General features: G+C 44.2%; 15 protein-coding genes. 8 read left to right on the top strand and 7 right to left on the bottom strand.

Annotated features, from left to right (window positions below; genetic code table 11):
• Window positions 1-19: 19 nt before the first annotated feature.
• A complete protein-coding gene (locus QZW47_RS11690; protein WP_293127290.1) occupies window positions 20-1060 on the bottom strand; it encodes a hypothetical protein in 1041 nt (346 codons plus the stop codon).
• A gap of 754 nt (window positions 1061-1814) precedes the next feature.
• On the opposite strand from QZW47_RS11690, the gene QZW47_RS11685 reads away from it, so the two are divergent.
• Together QZW47_RS11685 and QZW47_RS11680 are read left to right on the top strand one after the other, a co-directional pair.
• Window positions 1815-2660 (top strand): YaaW family protein, encoded by an 846-nt coding sequence (locus QZW47_RS11685; protein ID WP_293127288.1) that lies wholly within the window; start codon window positions 1815-1817, stop codon window positions 2658-2660.
• Window positions 2661-2750: 90 nt separating this feature from the next.
• Complete coding sequence (locus QZW47_RS11680; RefSeq protein ID WP_293127286.1) at window positions 2751-4313, top strand: O-antigen ligase; 1563 nt, start codon at window positions 2751-2753, stop codon at window positions 4311-4313.
• Window positions 4314-4849: 536 nt separating this feature from the next.
• Here QZW47_RS11680 and glmS read toward each other — a convergent pair.
• From glmS to QZW47_RS11665, 3 genes are all read right to left on the bottom strand, one after another.
• The gene (gene glmS, locus QZW47_RS11675) at window positions 4850-6793 is read right to left on the bottom strand and encodes a glutamine--fructose-6-phosphate transaminase (isomerizing) (RefSeq protein WP_293127284.1); all 1944 of its coding nucleotides are present in this window, start codon (window positions 6791-6793) and stop codon (window positions 4850-4852) included.
• A 427-nt stretch (window positions 6794-7220) separates the two neighbouring features.
• Window positions 7221-7466 (bottom strand): photosystem I iron-sulfur center protein PsaC, encoded by a 246-nt coding sequence (psaC, locus tag QZW47_RS11670; protein WP_015175986.1) that lies wholly within the window; start codon window positions 7464-7466, stop codon window positions 7221-7223.
• A gap of 346 nt (window positions 7467-7812) precedes the next feature.
• On the bottom strand, window positions 7813-8718 hold the full coding sequence (locus QZW47_RS11665; RefSeq protein ID WP_293127282.1) for a CoB--CoM heterodisulfide reductase iron-sulfur subunit B family protein: 906 nt from the start codon (window positions 8716-8718) through the stop codon (window positions 7813-7815).
• A gap of 1022 nt (window positions 8719-9740) precedes the next feature.
• Between QZW47_RS11665 and QZW47_RS11660 the strand changes: the two genes are divergently transcribed.
• The 6 genes from QZW47_RS11660 to fabF all read left to right on the top strand — a co-directional run bounded on the left by QZW47_RS11660 (window position 9741) and on the right by fabF (window position 16652).
• Entirely contained in the window at window positions 9741-10199 is a 459-nt protein-coding gene (locus QZW47_RS11660) for a hypothetical protein (RefSeq protein WP_293127280.1), read from the top strand.
• Between the two features lie 61 nt (window positions 10200-10260).
• Window positions 10261-11928: a hypothetical protein gene (locus QZW47_RS11655; protein ID WP_293127278.1), complete on the top strand. Its 1668-nt coding sequence runs from the start codon at window positions 10261-10263 to the stop codon at window positions 11926-11928.
• Between the two features lie 12 nt (window positions 11929-11940).
• On the top strand, window positions 11941-12960 hold the full coding sequence (locus tag QZW47_RS11650) for a hypothetical protein (RefSeq protein ID WP_293127276.1): 1020 nt from the start codon (window positions 11941-11943) through the stop codon (window positions 12958-12960).
• Between the two features lie 115 nt (window positions 12961-13075).
• Window positions 13076-14314, top strand: a complete 1239-nt coding sequence (locus tag QZW47_RS11645) for a LysM peptidoglycan-binding domain-containing protein (protein ID WP_293127274.1) — start codon at window positions 13076-13078, stop codon at window positions 14312-14314.
• 732 nt (window positions 14315-15046) lie between these two features.
• Window positions 15047-15301 carry an acyl carrier protein gene (gene acpP, locus QZW47_RS11640; protein WP_293127272.1) on the top strand — a complete coding sequence of 85 codons (255 nt, stop codon included), beginning with the start codon at window positions 15047-15049 and terminating at the stop codon, window positions 15299-15301.
• 97 nt (window positions 15302-15398) lie between these two features.
• Window positions 15399-16652, top strand: a complete 1254-nt coding sequence (gene fabF / locus QZW47_RS11635; protein ID WP_293127270.1) for a beta-ketoacyl-ACP synthase II — start codon at window positions 15399-15401, stop codon at window positions 16650-16652.
• A 270-nt stretch (window positions 16653-16922) separates the two neighbouring features.
• On the opposite strand, the gene QZW47_RS11630 is transcribed toward fabF, so the two are convergent.
• The 3 genes from QZW47_RS11630 to QZW47_RS11620 form a co-directional block, all read right to left on the bottom strand.
• Window positions 16923-17702, bottom strand: a complete 780-nt coding sequence (locus QZW47_RS11630; protein WP_293127269.1) for a DUF6816 family protein — start codon at window positions 17700-17702, stop codon at window positions 16923-16925.
• 426 nt (window positions 17703-18128) lie between these two features.
• Window positions 18129-18533, bottom strand: coding sequence for a ChuX/HutX family heme-like substrate-binding protein (locus tag QZW47_RS11625; RefSeq protein WP_293127330.1), 405 nt, complete (start codon window positions 18531-18533; stop codon window positions 18129-18131).
• A gap of 144 nt (window positions 18534-18677) precedes the next feature.
• A complete protein-coding gene (locus QZW47_RS11620; protein ID WP_293127267.1) occupies window positions 18678-19631 on the bottom strand; it encodes a PhoH family protein in 954 nt (317 codons plus the stop codon).
• Between the last annotated feature and the right edge of the window lie 367 nt (window positions 19632-19998).

Here is a 19998-nt window from a genome sequence, read left to right as displayed (position 1 = left end):
AATTATTAGCTACGTGATCTTACTCTACATACAATTCTTTTCCTAAAATGGTAGACGCCTCTTGCAGAAGTTCTCTCTGCTCTTGCCTCATTTCTTCGAGTTTCGTCAAAATTACAGCTAGTCTCTCCTGACTCTCTACAGTGATTGATTCACGGCTGCTCATTCCCAAAGACAATTGTTTATTGTTTTTCTGAGTTCCTTCACTGTATTTAGAAACAGAAAATTTACTCACTGCATTCATAGATTTAGAGCTTAACTTAAAACTTGTTTTAATCAACTCTGAAGGACTTTTCAGTAGAGATAACCAGGCAGATTCAAATAATGTACTGATAGCTTTGAACAAGCTAAACATGAGAAAAATTGAGACGAGCGCACAGACGAAAGCAATCAGCGGGTTGCTCAGCAACCAAAAAACTACTGGATGAGCATTAATCCAGTCTTCGATTATGCCACTGATAGCATTTTGCATTGTTTCGGTTGCAGCACCGCTGAGTTTTTCAGCCTGATGAATCGTAGTTTCTAAAGATGCCTTAGCTTGTGCAGTTGCTTGACTCACACTATCTACCCCTTGCATAGTTGCTTGATTGAGAGTATTAACAGCTTGGCTAGTTTTTTCAGTGAGACTATCCTTTGCCTTCTCAGCCGTTTGAGCCACAATTCCCACTGCTTGGCTAGTGGTTTGATTGAGGGTATTAACAGCTTGGCTCGCCGTTTCAGACAAAGTTTCCGTAGTGTGGGAAATCACTTCAACTGCTTTATTTTTCGTTTCAGTTAGGCTCGTAGCTGCTTTGGTAGCAACTTCAGACAGAGAACTTTTCGCTCTCTCACTTGTCTCTGCTACTGTCCCCAAACTTTGATTTACAGATTGATTGAGAGTGTTGACAGCATGGTTTGTAGATTGAGTCAGAGTCTCTTTAACTCTTTGGCTAGTTTCAGCCAGAGAAGAGTGAGCTTGAGCTGTTGTTTCGGATGCAGAGTTAACATTTTTTTCAACTGTGTGAGTTAAAAAATCCTTGGTTGTTTGAAAGCCTTGATAAATATCAGCTTTGAATATTTCCATAATAACTGTTCACCTTGTACTTAACTTATATTGATTCTGTTGGCATCGGCATACATAAAGAATTAGTAGATTGGATGGAGGAGCATAATGAAACCTAACAGGAGTTATTTTTGGCGTTCGACTTCATTCCATTCAGCTTAATAAGTTAAATAATACTGACGCTATCAGATTTGATATAACTTTGCTTGATTTTTTCGTAGTGGCTTGACGGACAGTAATTTATTTCCTTCCGATATTGCCAGGTCATTCCCTTTCCATAGCACTGCATCAATACCATTAAAATTTCCTATGTCGGGACAATTTAAATGGTTTGTTCTATAACCGTTTTGTCTTACAGAATCCGATATTAATATGTCGTCTTCACAAGAAACTTAAATTTTTGTTTAATTTTATGTCCTTAATTAAGGTAGCTTAGCAGCCTGAACCAATTATGTCAACCAGAATGAGCCAAAATTTTATCCACAAGGCACGAGATGCCAGCGTAAAAATCCTTTGACACAATAGATGGGCCCGGCGTATCCGATCCCCAGCACACCCTATCGGATAGTGTCTGCGCCACGAGTATAAAAGCCCAAAGCCCTAGCGTAGCCGAGCGTAAGCCATAGACCTCCGCCAGGTAGTAGAATAGGGGACAGCATGAATCGACAGGTAAGACCTGTTAAAAAATGTAGCGTCTCGTTTTAAAGCGCGCTACTCAGGGACAATCTAAAATCTAAAATCTAAAATCTAAAATGGTATAGGGGAGGGCAAAATCTTGGACGAACTCAGAGCAGCGCTCGAATTGACAACAGAAGAAGAATTGCAGCAACTAACCGAACTTCTGTTCAGCCGCAAGTTTAACCCTTTAGATTACGTGCAAACCCCCGCACCCATAGACATACAAAGCCGCGATCGCGAAGCATGGCTAGACGCCGTAGAACAGCGGTTTCGCTACCTGGCCGCCGACGGGTTGACCGTGCTCAGGGGACGAACCGAACAAGTAACTTACAGACAAGCGCTAATTCAAGTTTGCGGCTATCTCAAAATCCCTTATGCCAAAAAGTTGTCAACCACCGACTTAGAAGCAGAAGTATTTCTGCACTTAATGGGCCGCACGTGGAAGCGTTTACCGAAAGACGAACAGCAAGCCCTGACAGTGCGCGTACAGCGAGCAATTGTCGATGCGAAACTTTCTGAACCCCTGCCAATTTCTGCTGAAAAAGACCCGCTTGGTTTGCTGTTTAAAGGCGGCAGCGCTTTAGCCGTTAGTTCCATCTTAAAACCCATGTTGCTCAAATTGATGGCTCATCAATTTGCGCTGCATTTTGCTACCTATGAAATGGCAAAACAAGTAGCGATCGCAGGGACTGCAACCGCAGCAACTCAGTTTCAAAATTATGTGGCAATTCAGACGGCGCGGCGCGGTATGGCCGTGACTGCTGCTCGTTACGGTGCGACGCGGAGCGTGTTTTCATTGCTCGGCCCGGTGATGTGGACTTGGTTTTTAGCGGATCTGGGTTGGCGATCGATTTCTACGAATTACGGGCGCATTATCCCGACCATTTTTGCCTTAGCTCAAATTCGATTAACGCGATCGGAATGCGCTTGGGAACTAGCCTAGGGATTTTAGATTTTGGATTTTAGATTTTGCATTGAAGAATTGAGCGATTTTGTATTGAAGAATTGAAGGATTGAAGAATTGGGAGTTTGGGTGAATATCAAAAATCAGTGGAAATTAGCTGTAAAACAGACAGCCAAAAATCTTAAGTCTCGCCTGCAAAAACATCCCGATCACCGCCTGCAAATTCCTTGGAATTTCGCTCAAATTGGGATGCTGATATTTCCAATAATTCCGATTTTAGGAGCTTTAGGAATATTCCTAGCATTGGCCGGCACTTGTCAGCAAAAGTTTCGGCAAATTAGCCGTCGCCCGCTGAATCTAGGATTCGCAATTCTCAGCGCGCTGGTAGTCATCACGACGATTTTTGCTAACAACCGCATCGAAGCTGCTTTAGGCTTGTTTAATTTCTTACCATTTTTCATATTGTTTGCAGCTTTCAGCAGTTTAATACAAACTCCGGCTCAGTTGCGACAGTTGTCTTGGATAATAGCAATTAGTGCAATTCCCGTCATAATTTTGGGTTTGGGACAGCAATTTTTAGGTTGGAGTGGCATCGATCAATTGCAGCCTATTTTTGGCTGGGTGCTAGAACCAAAAGGCAATCCCCCCGGCCGCATGGCTTCTGTATTTATGTACGCTAATATTTTAGCCTGCTATTTAACAATCGCTTTTATTTTAACACTCGGATTGTGGATCGAAGAAGTCAGTTGTCAGTTGTCAGTTGTCAGTTGTCAGTTGGCAGTTGGCAGTCGTCACCACTTACCAATGCCCACCCTTCGACTTCGCTCAGGGCGAGATGCCCAATGCCCACCCTTCGACTTCGCTCAGGGCGAGATGCCCAATGCCCAATTCCTATTTCTAAGTTTGGCTGTGCTGGGAAATGCTGTTTGTTTGATTTTTACTAATTCTCGGAATGCCTGGGGATTGACAGTTTTGGCAATCTTAGCTTTTGCATTTTATGCAGGTTATAAAAAAATATTAGCTGCGGTTTTTAGTGCTGTTGGTGTAGTGTTTTTGTCCGCGTTTGGGCCGGAACCGCTGCGGCAACTTTTACGGAGAATTATCCCGGCTTTCTTTTGGGCGAGACTTACCGATGAAATGTTTCCAAATCGACCGACTGCTACTTTGAGAACTACTCAATGGGAATTTGCTTGGTCAATGGCTCAACAGCGTCCTTTCACAGGTTGGGGACTGCGAAATTTTACGCCTCTGTATGAAGCTCAGATGCAACAATGGCTCGGTCATCCTCACAGTTTGATGTTGATGTTGACTGCGGAAACGGGATTTCCGACAACGCTTTTTTTGTTTGGTTTAGTCGGTTGGATCTTGGCTAAGGGTGTTTTGCTGCTAGTGAATTGGCCTGTTTTTTCTGCGGATTTCAGTGAGGAGGAAATAGCCAGAGATGAAGTAGCGGAAAATACTTTATCGCTCAATCAAAGTTCAATACTTGCTACCACAAATCAGGTGGTTTGTCAAGATGTCGGAAATGCCGATCGCCTAATTTTCTTCAGCTATTTATTGAGCTTCGCCGCCTGTACGCTATTTAACACTGTAGACGTGACTCTGTTTGATTTCCGAGTCAATACGACAAGTTGGGTGTTGTTGGCGGCGATTTGGGGCGTGTGCGATCGCACGCAAAAAAGATTATCTTAACTGATATCATGTCCAGTCGATTACCATAACACAAATGGTTCGTAGTGCGGACTTCAGTCCGTAAAAAGCTGCGGACTAAAGTCCGCACTACGAACCTTACTGATTGCGGTGAATAGAATCGCACACAAAAAAGATTGTATTAACTGATATCATGTCCAGTCGATTACCATAACACAAATGGTTCGTAGTGCGGACTTCAGTCCGTAAAAAGCTGCGGACTAAAGTCCGCACTACGAACCCAACAACCAACGAATAACTAATGACTAATAACTAAAGCACAGGGGATTTAATACCCCACCTTTAGGTGGATTGTTTGTAGGCTGGGGCTTAAATCCCCTGCCTAAAAACTTCGCACTCCTTGCGTCAACTGTCAACTCTTCGACTCCCCTCGACTTCGCGGGCGGGCAAGTCGCTCGGGGGGCTCTTCTGTCAACTCTTCGACTCCCCTCGACTTCGCGGGCGGGCAAGTCGCGAGCGCGCAAGCTGTCAACCCCTCGACTCCGCGGGCGGGCTCTTCTGTCAACTGTCAACTGACATTATTCCACCGTCACCGACTTCGCCAAATTGCGCGGCTGATCCACATCCAAACCTCGGCGCGCCGCAATGTGATAAGCCAACAATTGCAGCGGAATCACTGTCACAATCGGTGACAACAATTCATCCACCAAAGGTACCGGCAAAACATGGTCAAAAATATCGGCTTCCGCTGCGCCCTGCTTCGGCGTCACGCCAATTAAACGGGCGTCGCGGGCCTTGGCTTCCTGGGCGTTGGAAAGCACTTTTTCGTAGACGCTTCCCGGCATCGCGATCGCCACTACAGGCACTTTAGCGTCCAAAAGGGCGATCGGGCCGTGTTTCATCTCTCCGGCGGGATATCCTTCAGCGTGAATATAGCTAATTTCCTTTAGTTTCAGCGCCCCTTCCAAAGCAATCGGAAAGTTAATTCCCCGCCCCAAAAAGATAAAGTCTTGAGTTTCAGTAAACTGGTGGGACAATTCCTCCACATACTGTTCTTGAATCTCCAAAAACTTCTCAATTTGGGTTGGTAACTGGCGCAAACCAGCAATAATTTCAGCTAATCTCTCCGTGCTGATGGTTTGTCGCTGGTGGGCCAAATCCAAAGCTAAGAAATAGAAAGCCATCAACTGAGTGACAAAAGTTTTAGTAGCGGCCACCCCAACTTCTATGCCAGCGTGGGTGTGAATAATGTGCGGCATCATGTGGGCGATCGAACTTTCACTCCTGTTAGTAATACCCAACATTCGCGATCGAAATTTATCCGTAAAAGCCGCGCGGCGCTGCTGTTCCATCCCCAAAGCTGCCAGCGTGTCCGCCGTTTCTCCCGATTGAGTTACCCCAATAATTAAAGTATTTGCTGTCAGCGGTGCGGGCGCGTAACGGTACTCAGAAGCATACTGCACCGCAGTAGGAATATTTGCTAACTGTTCCAACAAATATTTGCCAATTAGCGAGGCGTGCCAGCTCGTTCCGCAGGCGAGAATGGAAATTTGTTCGACATCGGCGCAAAGTTCTTTCGGTAAGTTTAGATTGATAGGAGAGTGCGGATTTCCCGGCTGCCAATCGCTGTCTAAATAAGTCTCCAAACAAGCTCGGACTACGGCGGGCTGTTCGTAAATTTCCTTGTGCATGAAGTGCTTAAAGCCCTGTTTCTCGACAGAAACCGGATTCCACCCGAGGATGCGCGGAGTTTTTTTCAGCCTTTGTCCTGTAAAGCTGTAAACTTCTACTCCCATCGGAGTTAGTCTTGCCAATTCGCCATTTTCGAGGGATAAAACAGCGCGCGTGTGAGATATTAAGGCTGGGGTGTCGGAAGCACAGAAGAATTCGCCTGCACCAAAGCCAATTACCAAAGGAGCTTGCTGTCTGGCGACAATTAGTTCGTCTGGAAAATCTGCACAAATAACTGCGATCGCAAAAGCTCCTTCTAACCTATTTACCGCCTTTGAAACCACGTCCAAAAACGACAAATCAGCAATTTCCTCTGCTGTTGGATCTTTTCCTTTTTCCTTCTTCCTTCTTCCTTCTTCCTTCTTCCTTCTTCCTTCTTGGAAAAATTCAGCTATTAAATGAGGAATAACTTCTGTATCAGTGTCAGAGACAAATTTATGTCCCTTCCCTTTCAATTCTTCGCGCAACTCGCGATAATTTTCGACAATTCCATTTTGAACTACGGCAATTCGCCCGCTATTATCTCGGTGAGGGTGAGCGTTATATTCTTCTGGTTTGCCGTGAGTTGCCCAGCGGGTGTGTCCGATGCCGATGGGAGCCTGAGAGTCTATCTCTGCTAGCTTTTCCCGGAGGTTGTGCAATTTGCCCTTTGCTCGGATGCAGGTAATTTCTCCTTCGGAGATGGTGGCGAGGCCTGCTGAATCGTAACCCCGGTATTCCAGTTTCTCCAATCCTGCTAGCAAAATTTCGCTTGCTGCTTGCGTGCCGATATAACCAACGATTCCGCACATTTAAGGTACTGCTCCTGCTTAGCGATCGAAATAAAACCCAAGTTTTATCATTTTTACACCAGTTGCAAAAAAGAATGCAACTTTAGGGAAGCTCCCAACCATGATACTCAGTCGATTTTAGATTTTAGATTTTAGATTTTAGATGCTTCGGCTAGCGCGAGCATCGAACGATTTTAGATTTGATTTTCGCATTGAATCTGGGAGATTGAACTAGAATCTAAAATTTTACTCCCGACTCTGACGATCGTGTCGGAATGTTGTGTCCGTTTCTTGCCGGTCATCCAAAATCCAAAATCCAAAATCCAAAATCTAAAATTGTATTACCTTATTCCGGTGGCAAAATGCAGATTCCGCGACAAAAAGAGAGGGGGCAATTTAATCGCCCCCTCTCCTGTGCCTGTAATTCGATCGACAATTCGATCGATATTTAGTAGGCTAGACCCATACTGCGAGTGGTTTCTGCTCCCAGGTAAACCCGGATGCTCAGAAAATCGGTAGGGCAAGCTGTTTCGCAACGTTTGCAACCTACGCAGTCTTCGGTGCGAGGGGAAGAGGCAATCTGAGCTGCTTTGCAGCCATCCCAGGGCACCATCTCCAAAACGTCAGTCGGACAAGCGCGGACGCATTGAGTGCAGCCGATGCAGGTATCGTAAATTTTGACTGAATGAGACATTGAATAAAGGCTCCCAACGAGTCACTAAAAATTTGCTGGCTCTGCGAATTAACAGATTTGACGGCGAGGTGCCACCGCTATAGCCTGCACAGAGAATCAAAGGCTAGTCTACCGCAGTGCCTGGAAGCACTTCGCCAAAAAGCGACAAAACTTCACAGATCAGATATTCATTCTCGGAGATCAGACGGCGGTTGAAACCGCGCCTACACATACGAAGTCCGCACTTCGACAAGCTCAGCGACCACCTCCGCGGACTGCAAAAATAACATAATTTCAACAGCTCGATCTTCAACCCGCTCCCGTCGCGTGAGTGTTTGTATAGACGCGGTTTCAACCGCCCGGTCTTCTAAAACCCTAATTTTTCTAACAGGGGCTTAGTTGAAACAATATGCCGATCGAGTCCTAGTTTTTTCGGCTCCACACCCAAAGCCAAAGCCACCAATTGAGGCAGATGCAGCACTGGCAAACCCAATTTTCGCCCGATCGCTTTTTCCACCTCCGGCTGCCGCGAATCCAAATTTAAATGACAAAGCGGACAAGGAGTTACCATACAATCAGCGCCATTGTCAAGAGCATCTTGAATATGTTTGCCCGCCATCTGAAAAGATTGGTTAGTGGCATAACTCGCCAACGGCCAGCCGCAGCACTGCGTCCGCCCTCGATAGTAAACTGGCGTTGCGCCGATCGCCCGAAACACATTTTCCATCGATTCCGGTTGGTGCGGGTCATCGTAAACCAAGTTATCCTGAGCACGCAGCAAGTAACACCCGTAAAAAGACGCGCACTTCAAACCCGAAAGCTTGCGGGTAACTCGCTTCTGCACTTCCTCCAGACCGTAATCTGCGACTATCGCCCACAACAGATGTTTCACCTCGGTACTACCTTGATAAGGTGAACAACCTTGTTTTTCCAGCAAACCGTTGACTTTTTCTAAGTAAGGTCGATCGGTCTTTTGGGATTCCTTGAGGCGATCGTCCACATGACCAATTACCCCTTGACAAGTGCTGCAATGGGTCAGCAGAGGCAGATTTAGTTGCTCAGCCAAAGCAATATTGCGGGCGTTAACAGTATCTTCGAGCAACTGCGAATCTTCCTTGAAAGTACCAGAACCGCAGCAGGAAGCTTTCTTGAGTTCCACCAGTTCAATGCCCAACGCTTGAGTCAGCGCCTGGGTAGACAGGTAAAGTTCGCGGGCAGCCCCTTGGGCAACGCAACCGGGAAAGTAAGCATATTTGAGATTTGGGGATGGCATAATTGTTTCTGCTGGGGACATAAGGCAAGGGACAAGAGAAGGAGAGCGATCCTCTTCGAGGGCTGCGCTAACGAAGTTGGGATGCTTCCTGCTTTGTTTCCGTTCTCCATATCCTTACCTAGTTTTAGACAATTATGAGTCAATCGTTGAGGCGGCTAGCTATTGACCAACATTATCTACCCCAGAGCGTGTTGACAATACTCCGGACAGAATTTGGGCAGGTTTTGAGGCTCAAGCCTTAAACTGCAAGCTCTGAAAGCCTTATAGAATAGTTCAAAAAACTGTCCGGAGTATTGCATGGAAATTCAGAAGGACAATAAGACTAAGTAGTGCTTGACCAATAGTCCGGACAGTTTTCAATCACTAACGGCAGAATGCGGGTTTGGACCTTCTCAGTGAGGTCAAGTGCTAACGGTAGAATGAGGGTTTGGGCCTCTGTCTCAAAAATTGTCCGGAGTATTGTTGACACAAAAATAAAAATAGGTGCATAATATTTCCATAGGCACAAATTACACCCTACCCATGAATCATACATAGTTATACTTCAGGGTTATCAATGGGGCAGTAGTTGGAAACTCTTTGTTTGCATCCAAAGTTAAGTTTTCATGACCTTCTGTGCTGTCTCATACCATCTGCATTTTATTTAGATCGTTAGGTAGGATATGCAGCCCTGTCAAGGTGTCTGTCGAGCTTGGTTTTTAGTATGTAAAATGCTTGAAATTCCGTAGTTTGTAGATGTGTATTGCCCGAACGATGATTAGTGCGATCAATTTATTTACATCATCCTAGTGGTCCGCTTCGGTAATCACCTGTTAAAAAAAGCAGATTTAACGATCGCAGCCTTGGAGATTTCAAGGGTTTGAGGCACTTTTAACCAAGCTCAGCAAACAGCTTGACAAGGTTGGGTAAGATATCCTATCTTGACGATCTCGTCACGAATTTATGTCAAATTTTCCGGAAATTACGTAGATATACCAGCCTAATCAGAAGGCTAATCATTAAACTACCCAGGATAACTTAATATGCCAGATGCTACAGAACTTGCAAAGCTCCTTGTTAGCTTACTATGTCCTGCATTACCCTTCCTCATGAAAATTGGTGAGAAAGTTGCTGAGGGGGTTAGTACCGACGCTGTAAAAGCTCTAGGAAAATCCAGTTGGGACAAAGCTAAGAATGTTTGGGCAAAACTCAGCCCTCAAGTTCAGCAGAAAGGAGCCGCCCAGGAGGCAGTCACTAATGTAATACAGCGTCCAGATGAGATTTCGCAGTTTGCGTTAATTAGTCAAATCAGAGATATTCTCGAAGGAAATCCAGAACTGACTCAAGAGTTGCTGAAGCTAATGCAAGAGAAAGATTCAGAACATGATCGCGCAGTAGATCAATCAGTTAATCTCCAGAGTGGTGGAGTTTCTATTCGAGGAGATTTACACAATACTGGAACTTTTGTTGGTCGCGATCAACACAATTCAGGTAATAAGTAGAATTTCTAACTCTGCTAAGTTAACTGCTATGTTCATACCTGCAGGATTTCTTTAAAGTGCCATGTCTATTGCCACACCTCCAGGCGATGCCAATAAGGAAAATCTATCCCCTGAGCAGCCCAAACAGGAACCTGTAAATGTTGAGAAAAAAGAAAAACCTTCTGATGATGAGCGTGAAAAAATCTTTCAATCATTTGTAAATAAGGAGTCATCTGGTGAGAATAAAGTTGATGAATCTCAAAAGCAGTTTCAAAACTTTGCAAACAGATTTGTCAGCGAGTTCATAAAACAAGGTGGTTCAGTAGGCACTATTAACTTCCAAAGTGGTGGTACACATATCGGTGGAAGTTTTTACAACAGTAGTGGGCAGTTTGTAGGTGGTAGCCAATATAATCATAGTCAGAGTAATTCAGAGGGATCTTCCGATAGCGATTCTGCAACTTTAGATAATTTTGATTATGCTGCAATACCTTTGCCCGAGAGGGTAGAGCGTTGGTTTGAGAATTACCCAGCGATTCATCATCGTTCTCTAATGATAGCGATGGCGTTTTTGAACGGAAGTGATTGCAAATCTATTATCGCTTTGAGCGAGAAACTAGAGTCTAAAATACGTTCAAAATTAGGCAAAGATACTCAGGAACTAGACGATGAAACCCTCAAATTTAAAATCCTAGGGTTTAAAAAACGACTGAGGATAGTCCTTGCTTATACTGAAAATAGCCATGAAAATACAGAATTTGGGCGCAACTCATTTGAGATTTCCCTGTTCAATGACCCAAATTTTCAAGGTGCTTTATTAAGGTATATTTGGCAGGAAGAAGACTATTACTGGCAGATAATTCTTGATTGTTTGGTAGAACTTGGTACAACACAGGGTTCTCTGACGAAAGTTCATCTTGCTGGTGCGCTCAGTGAGTCTTGTAAATATCGCTTTGACCTAGTGCGTGAAATGGTTTTGATTCCCTGGGCAAAAGCTGATAATCCTTCACAGCGTTCGTTAGCAGTATTATCTTTGAGTGTTACTGCCTTAGGCGATGATGAAAACTCCCCTCAACAAGCACGAAATATACTATCCCATTGGAGTACATTAAAGAACTCGCCCAACTTAAGACGAACATCCATAGAAGCTTATAGTCTTTACGTTGGTTTGAAATTTCCAGATGATGCTTTTGAGAAGTTTCAGAAGATTATCAAATCAAATGATGTTAGTCTTTTTTCAGATATTTTAGAAGGCATAGTTATGCTTTTTGAAATGAGTGAATCTATTCCTGATAATCGATTGATTATCTTAAAACATCTTGAGACATGGCTAAGGTATGACAGAAAAAAATCGTCTCATGAAATGGCTGCTTTTGTTACTTGGGGTATTATGAAAACATCAGAGACTTCAGTAAATAATTTCACTTGCAAAAAATTGCCAACGCTATTTTGGTTAGCCAAGACAGATGAAAAAATTTCACAAACTGTTTCGTCACTTATCAGATCTTCTCTAAATCTTAAACAGACTCGTTCTTTGGTGATAAAAGAGCTAGAGTCCTGGTTTATGTTTGTAGAAAAAAATCCTCAACTGAGGCAACCTCTTGGAAAAATTATCACCAGGATTATGAAACATGGAGATTCAAAAGAACGGCTTCGCCTTAAGGGTTATCTCAAGAGGTGGGCAGATCGAGGAAATTCATATGCACTAACAATGCTGGCATTTTTACAACAAAAAGGATTAACACAGTAAAGGAGAGAAACTATGCAAGAAACATTCAATCCAATTTTAAGCCAAGAAGATGTTCGAGGCTGGTCTTTGACTAAAGAGATTCCTGTGCCTGCGCCCAATACAGTTCTCGTCTTGTCTCGTAGTGGCGGTGAATTGTTAGTCATTAGTCACACAGATAAACCGATCTCTTTTAGTAAATTTAAATTTGGGGGGTATAATTTCTTATACAAAATAGATGTTGGTGAATATGTACTAAAAATTGATTGTTCCTTACCTTCAAAAACTTCTGGGTTCGACTTTCCAACCACAGTAGAAATTACCTGCTCTGTTTCTGATGCACAAATCATCGTAAAGGCAGGGACACATGATGTCGCTTCAGTTTTAAAAGCACGCCTCATTAATGAGATGAAACAAATTTCTCGTGATTATGATTTGCGAGAAAATGCGATGGCAGAAAAAGATATTAATAGAAGTGTGAGGCGAAGAGTGGTTGATGAACGCTGCTTTGATGACTTAGGATTGCGAGTTCCTCAACTGGTAGCTTCATTGCAAATTGACTCGTCAGCGATCGGAAGTATCAAACAAGTAACCTTAACCGAACTGAATGAAGCTGCATTATTAGCTGACAAAGCGGCTCAATTTAGACTTGCCCAAGCTGAAGAAATTGCACAACTCAAGCTTGATGAATTGAAACGTATGCGTGCTTCAGCTAGTCAAGAGCATTATGAGAAACTTCTACTAGGTGGTGAACCCAGTCTACTTGCTGCCTATCTAGCACAAAATCCTGGAAATATTGCTGAGCTGATCAGTCGTTTTGATCAGCAAAAGCAGCTTTCTTCTGGTAGCAATATGGAACTATTAAAAATTATGCTGCAAGAAGATGCGCTTGAAGGATCTGAACTGGGTGAAGCTAGCATGAGAGTTTTACGGCGAGTAATGGGTTTAACCGAATCGCCAAAAGCTGCTTTGGAAGGTCATGCAGCAAACGAAGACCCACAACCACGAGCTGATGACGATGACGATGATGATTTTGACGATGTGCCGACGAGTTAGAACACCTGTTATAAGTTTCTATGAATTGTAAATGTAGAGAAAGTTAGGTTTTAGAGTAATGAGCTTGTTACACCTAATCTTGCGGAGCATTTGGGGGGGGCTAATCTACTTGCCTATGCCGTGGCAAGCACTTGTCACTATAACCCTTCTCATGTTTTTCTTGCCACTTTTATTATTACGCTTGGTTCCTTGGCTAATTGCCAGAGCTTTACAGCTTATATTCTTACTAGCATATGGAATTGTTGCTGGACTATTTTGGTTCTCCTACAAGATTGAACCTTTTTTACACAATTCTGGTGATGGTATTGCTGATTCTTTACAGGAAATAGAGAAAATTCTTCAAGGACTACTAAGAGTTATTGAGCAAACAAAAGAAGCCTGTCAAAGTCTTGAAAAAATTGCCTTTCAACGGAAATGGATCTTAGGTAAAAAAAGCCTATATTTGACACCATTAATTACTTTACCATTTTGGTTTATCCGCCCTTGGCTGGATTTTTCACCGGGAGTAGCCTCTCTAGTTGATAAAAGTATTGAGACTTGGTGTTCCTTTGAACATTGGAGTATGACTGGTCAGTGGCAACCTTCTGCTTTAACTTGCACTTACCCAAATCGAGCATCGCACTGGGATAACAGTTTTAAGTTTATTGAATATCAAAACAAGCAAATAATCTCTGATCTCACAGAAAAAATTAATCAAAAACCAGGAGATGTAGAGTTCCTGATAAATCGAGCTAATGCTTTTTTTAATATTGAAGAATATAATTTAGCATTTGAAGATTTTAAGAGAGCTTTAGATTTTAACAGTTCTTATACACCTGCATATGTTGGTAAAGGTAGGGTATATCTTGTAATTGGAGATATTGATAAAGCTTTCATGGAATTCAACAATGCACGTCAGAAAGAGCCTAAATATGCACCTGCTTATGTAGGACGTGGTGATGTTTATCGAATAAAAAATGATAAAGAAGCTGCGCTGGCAGAATATCAAAAAGCATATGAATTAAATCAGCAGTATGCTCCTACTTACTATAGTCGAGGAGACCTTCAATGCTACTTATTTGGCAATCAGGTAGAGGCTGTCAAAGATTATAATATGGCAGAGAAAATTTATCGTTCACAAGGCGATCTAGTCAATGCCTGGAAGGTAAGACAATCACTTAGTAAACTAGATACTTTGTATAAAATTCAGCGAGGTGATACTCTAAGTAAAATTGCTGCTCGTTTCAATACTTCAGCACAAGAAATTGCGTCAGTAAACAGTGATAAGTATCCTTCTCTGACCAATAATCCAGATTCCATAGAAACTGGTTGGGAAATTAGAATCCCAGCGTGTAGATCAACATCACGTGAATAGCGGCGATATCTAACAACGCCCTCGAACAGATGGACAAAAGATATTGGTGCATACAACGGAAAACCGAGCTTGGTGTAAAGAAAGAGGAATTAGAATCAGTCGGTTCCCAAAAGGCAAGACCTTCAGCCCATGCTAGCAAAGAAAAAAAGAAGCAAGCGTTGGAAGATGAGATTAGAAAAAGATGAGACGATCGCACTTCGCTTGGATGCTGCAATGGCAACTCATTAATCAGCGAATTCATAACAAGGCTAGCCCTGTCAAGGTGGTGAAGAAAGCCTTCAAACGGTTGAAATTTCGTTTCAGACGATCGTTCAATCTGATTGTTTTCAATCCCGATCAACAATAAATCTTGTTTATTATCGATCGCCAACAGCTAGGATCGCGTAAATATGTCGGTAGCACCTTGACATGGCTGGCATAAGGCCCATGCACACCGATCATATAGAACTGGTTGGATGAGTTCCAGGGGCTGTTTGCGACGGATGAACCTAAGACCAAAAAAACGATTTTGGGCCCATAAACCGGGTTTGACGGAGAAAAATACTTCGTTGTAGACCGCAGATTCGGTGAAAAACCCGGTTTCGAGGAGTCGTAACAGTCCTGAATTTGCCACCAATGCCGACGGCCCACTCGCTACACAGAGGGTCAGTCAGAAAAGCGGCAAGCCTTTCTCCCGAAGATCCCCCTTTCGGATAAGATTAGATACGCAGCAACCAATGAGGACAGGATGTTATGAGTCAAGACGACATTTTTACTAGAGTCAAGAAAATCGTGGCAGATCAACTCGAAGTCGATCCGAGCGAAGTCAAGCCCGAAGCCAACTTTGCTAGCGATTTAGGAGCAGACTCCTTAGATACAGTAGAGCTGGTCATGGCCTTGGAAGAAGAGTTTGATATTGAAATTCCCGACGAAGCAGCCGAAGCAATTACCACGGTTCAAGCTTCTGTAGATTTCATCAGCAGCAAACTTGCAGCTCCAAAAGCATAAAATACCTGTCTTTTCCCCTAAGAGGAGAGAAGTTAAAAAACTAACAACTCCTCTTTTGTTCTGCGTTCTGGGTGTTTAATTTTTTGAAACTGAAATCATGACAAATTTAGAGCGTAAGCGCGTTGTTATCACGGGTCTCGGCGCGATTACACCGATCGGCAATACCTTGTCTGAATATTGGGACGGTTTGCTGGCCGGGAAGAATGGCATCGGCCCGATCACCTTGTTCGATGCGTCGCGGCACGACTGCCGGATTGCTGGAGAGGTGAAGGGTTACGACCCTCACGAGTATTTAGAGCGCAAGGAAGCAAAGCGGATGGATCGCTTTGCTCAATTTGGGGTATCAGCGAGCAAACAAGCTCTGGCTGATGCGAAGTTTGAGATTAACGACCTGAACGCAGAACAGGTGGGTGTCATTCTTGGCACCGGCATTGGCGGCCTGAAGGTTTTGGAAGACCAGCAAGAAATTTATCTGACTCGCGGCCCCGATCGATGCACCCCGTTTATGATTCCCATGATGATTGCGAATATGGCCGCGGGCCTGACGGCGATTCAAACGGGCGCTAAAGGGCCAAACTCTTGCACCGTCACGGCCTGCGCGGCTGGCTCGAATGCAGTGGGCGATGCGTTTCGCATGATTCAGGGCGGTTACGCGCAAGCCATGATTTGCGGTGGTACGGAAGCGGCGGTAACTCCTTTGTGCGTGGCGGGTTTTGCTGCGGCGAGGGCGCTTTCGACTCGCAACGATGACCCGACTCATGCTTGCCGTCCGTTCGATCGCGATCGCGATGGTTTTGTCGTCGGCGAAGGTGCTGGGATTCTGCTTTTAGAAGAAATGGAACACGCTTTAGCGCGAGGCGCCAGAATTTACGCAGAAATCGTCGGCTACGGTTTAACCTGCGATGCGTATCACATGACATCCCCAGTACCGGGCGGCGAAGGTGCCTCACGGGCGATCGCTTTAGCGCTCAAGGATGGCGGTTTAACGCCGGATATGGTGAGTTATATCAACGCTCACGGCACGAGTACGCTTCCCAACGATTCTACGGAAACGAAGGCGATTAAAAAGGTTTTGGGCGATCGCGCTTACAAAGTAGCAATTAGTTCTACCAAATCAATGACTGGCCACCTGTTGGGTGGTTCTGGGGGAATTGAGGCGGTGGCGACGGTAATGGCGATCGCCAACGATAAAGTCCCGCCGACAATCAATCTAGAAAATCCCGATCCTGAGTGCGATTTAGACTATGTACCGCATACCAGTCGCGATCTAAAAGTTGATGTGGCGCTGTCGAATTCCTTTGGATTTGGCGGCCACAACGTCACACTGGCATTCAAGAAGTTTGTTCGGTAACGGCAAATCTGAAAATAGCAAGTTAGGAGGTGAAAAATTAATTTTTCACCTTCTATTTTTTTTTAGGTGAATGTGGGATAAGCCGCACTGCGACGAAGAAACCGGGTTTTTTACCAGAATTGCGGGCTACAGCCAATAATTTTCGTGCAAAAACCCGGTTTCAGGACACCCGCACGCAAGTGATAAATTTGCCATAATTGCCGGGAGATGAATGAGATTACTGCTGAGCAAATACTGCAAATCAGGGGTATTGTCATACCACCAATTAGCTTATTCTGCAGGCAACAACTCCAAGCGATATCGGTACAAAGCCACAGGATGCCCCGCCGCAGCAAAATAATCCGGGTCTTGCGGCGACAAATAAATCGCTGTCACCTGATCCGCCTCAATTTTTTTACTCGCAGAAGATCCCTTTTCCCCGCTTCCAACGACTCGATAAGCTGTGGTTGTTTCCACTTCGTTTAAATAAATATCAGTCTCTCCCCGAAACACCTGCTGTGAAATCTCTGTAGATATAAACTCCAGAGGATTCGGGGTTTCAGTGCCGCGACTGGTAACAATCGAGATTAGTTGCCGATCGCCTTTGAGTATGGTAATCTGGCGGTTGGGATTGCTGGGATCGACTTTCACCGAAAGTACGCCACCCTCGCCCAAATAAGCTTTGGCGATGTTCAAACCGTTAAAAGCGCGATCGCCCACAATCTTCTGAGCTAGCTGAGATCTATAATTAGAAAAAAGACCAGTATTGATTTCCGGTTGAAATCTGACTTGAAATAATACGGGCTGCTGCAAATACTGGCGATTTTTTTCAAACCCAGGCGTGACAATTTTTGGGGCTAAAGGCGCGGCTAAATCCACCAAAGTGCTCGCAACATTCCAATTGCCGCCCATCCAGTCTGGATACACCAAATCTCCCTTAGCTACAGCGATAGCAGGCTTGCTATCCCAATTGGGAAAACTCGAAATGCGATCGGCCAAAACCCCGGCTCTCGCACCGCCACCCCACAGCAATACCAGCAAAACCAGACAAAAACCCCAAATTCCCTTCATATCAAATTACATTTAAACAGCTAACTTGCTCTTTATCTCCAATTGGTTCGTAGTGAGGACTTTAGTCCTTCTTGATGCGGACTAAAGTCCTCACTACAAACCTTTTTTATTGTTGGTTAGCTTTAAAGTGAGGAATGCCATTCCTTCTTTTTGCGGACTGAAGTCCTCACTACAAACCTTTTTTATTGTTGGTTAGCTTTAAAGTGAGGAATGCCATTCCTTCTTGATGCGGACTAAAGTCCTCACTACGAACCTTTTTTATTGTTGGTTAGCTTGAAAGTGAGGAATGCCATTCCTTCTTTTTGCGGACTGAAGTCCTCACTACGAACCTTTTTTATTGTTGGTTAGCTTGAAAGTGAGGAATGCCATTCCTTCTTTTTGCGGACTAAAGTCCTCACTACAAACCTTGTTTATTGTTGGTTAGCTTTAAATCGTCTCCACGGGTTCAGGTTGCCAAACCTCCCCGTATTTTTCCTTTAATTCGTGCCAATTTTCCACCTGTCCCGGTTCGTATTCTCCCGGTTTCCCCCACTGCAAAAATGCGCTCAAAGCAGGATCGTTTTGTTCGTCCAGAAAACGAATTGCATAGGTAGTAAAATTGCCTCTTTTTGCCTCGCCAGTCTCGAATTTCACCTGTTTGATTTTGTCCATGTTCAGGTGAAATTCAAATATTTCGGCGTGCATATTTGCATATTTCCCCTTGGGTAACTCTGCATAAAACAGCTTGTGAATTGAACCGCGCACTTCGAGCACAGCGGCGCTGCTAGTCACGATTAAACGCAGCGTCCCCAATTTTTCGCAAGCTTCTAAGAATTCTTTCAGATTAGGCATAATTTGGGAATCGGTAATTGGGAATCGGGCATCGGGCATCGGGCATCGGGCATCGGGCATCGGGCATCGGATTGGCCAAACAGGCGAAACAGGGCATTGCTTCTAATGACAAATGTCAACTGTCAACTGTCAACTGACTGATGACTATTTTTCGTGTAGTTCGTAAGCCGCAACAATCCGCTGTACTAACGGGTGTCTGACAACATCCGACTGATTGAATTCGCAGAAAGCAATGCCCTCAACGTTGCCGAGAATTTTTTGGGCGACTGACAATCCCGACTGTTGGTTTGGTGCTAAATCTGTTTGAGTAATATCGCCCGTCACTACCATTTTCGATCGAAAGCCCAGACGAGTCAACACCATTTTCATCTGAGCAGGCGTTGTATTTTGAGCTTCGTCCAAAATTACGAAAGCATTGCTGAGAGTGCGCCCTCGCATATAAGCTAAAGGAGCTACTTCGATTAAGCCTCTTTCCATTAAATCAGCCATTTTTTCGGGGTCGATGATTTCTTGGAGGGCGTCGTAAAGCGGGCGCAAATATGGATCGACTTTTTGCTGCAAATCTCCTGGCAAAAATCCTAATTTTTCACCAGCTTCTACGGCTGGCCTGGTTAAAATTAGCCGTTCGTACTGTTTGCTTAGCAGCGCTTGCACGGCTAAAATAGCTGCTAGAAATGTTTTGCCAGTACCAGCGGGGCCGATGCAAAATGTCAAGTCGTGGGTGCGTACTGCTTGGACGTACTGGCGCTGTTTGAAGGTTTTAGCTCTAATTTCTTCGCCGCGGCGGGTTTTGGCGAGTACGTCTCGCTGCAAGTCTTGCAAATCGCCTTGGCGGTTTGTATCCAGTGCGTAGCGCGCTGTCTGGATTTCTACTCCGGTGATGGTTTTGCCGGATTTCCAATAGTCGGAGAGCGATCGCACTAATTTATGACACAATTCTACTTGAGTTTTTGTGCCAGAAATTAGCAGTTCTTGACCTCGCATTACCAGGTTAGCGCCGGTTTGCTTAGAAATAATTTTCAGGTTTTCTTCTTGATTACCTGCCAGCGACATGGCGCTTTGAGTGTTCGGTAACTCTATTGTTAGTTTTTCAGTCATGCCAGCATGAGCTCCTCCAAGTAAGCAATTAAAAGTTAACACTTAACCCTAGACTTGCATTGCATTCCCAACTTCGCCCTTCTGGAAATTATCTGGGTTGCACCGTCGGTTGTATTTGCCTCAAATCTGCGGTTTAGATACTAATCAAAGATTTATGCAAGAAATCTCTTTAAATTAGCTTTGTTTTCCGAACAAAAAGACGCCTCGTACTAGCTTTTACCTAGTATCTCAGGCGTCTTTTATGTTTAAATCGCAAATGAATTTGGTGCTTGGGGCACAAATTAAATCTCCCTTTGATGCAGTCAGGCAACTTTAGATTTTAGATTTTAGGTTTGAGATTTTAGATTTTAGATTTACCTCATTCCGC

This window comes from Microcoleus sp. bin38.metabat.b11b12b14.051 (assembly GCF_013299165.1).
GTDB lineage: Bacteria > Cyanobacteriota > Cyanobacteriia > Cyanobacteriales > Microcoleaceae > Microcoleus.
This window is presented reverse-complemented; position numbering and strand designations above follow the sequence as displayed.

Excerpts from the sequence above, each read along its gene's own strand:
- QZW47_RS11690 (WP_293127290.1), bottom strand. The coding sequence starts at position 1,060 with ATGGAAATATTCAAAGCTGATATTTATCAAGGCTTTCAAACAACCAAG.
- glmS (WP_293127284.1), bottom strand. The coding sequence starts at position 6,793 with ATGTGCGGAATCGTTGGTTATATCGGCACGCAAGCAGCAAGCGAAATT.
- psaC (WP_015175986.1), bottom strand. The coding sequence starts at position 7,466 with ATGTCTCATTCAGTCAAAATTTACGATACCTGCATCGGCTGCACTCAA.
- QZW47_RS11665 (WP_293127282.1), bottom strand. The coding sequence starts at position 8,718 with ATGCCATCCCCAAATCTCAAATATGCTTACTTTCCCGGTTGCGTTGCC.
- QZW47_RS11660 (WP_293127280.1), top strand. The coding sequence starts at position 9,741 with ATGCCAGATGCTACAGAACTTGCAAAGCTCCTTGTTAGCTTACTATGT.
- QZW47_RS11655 (WP_293127278.1), top strand. The coding sequence starts at position 10,261 with ATGTCTATTGCCACACCTCCAGGCGATGCCAATAAGGAAAATCTATCC.
- QZW47_RS11650 (WP_293127276.1), top strand. The coding sequence starts at position 11,941 with ATGCAAGAAACATTCAATCCAATTTTAAGCCAAGAAGATGTTCGAGGC.
- QZW47_RS11645 (WP_293127274.1), top strand. The coding sequence starts at position 13,076 with ATGCCGTGGCAAGCACTTGTCACTATAACCCTTCTCATGTTTTTCTTG.
- acpP (WP_293127272.1), top strand. The coding sequence starts at position 15,047 with ATGAGTCAAGACGACATTTTTACTAGAGTCAAGAAAATCGTGGCAGAT.
- fabF (WP_293127270.1), top strand. The coding sequence starts at position 15,399 with ATGACAAATTTAGAGCGTAAGCGCGTTGTTATCACGGGTCTCGGCGCG.
- QZW47_RS11630 (WP_293127269.1), bottom strand. The coding sequence starts at position 17,702 with ATGAAGGGAATTTGGGGTTTTTGTCTGGTTTTGCTGGTATTGCTGTGG.
- QZW47_RS11625 (WP_293127330.1), bottom strand. The coding sequence starts at position 18,533 with ATGCCTAATCTGAAAGAATTCTTAGAAGCTTGCGAAAAATTGGGGACG.
- QZW47_RS11620 (WP_293127267.1), bottom strand. The coding sequence starts at position 19,631 with ATGACTGAAAAACTAACAATAGAGTTACCGAACACTCAAAGCGCCATG.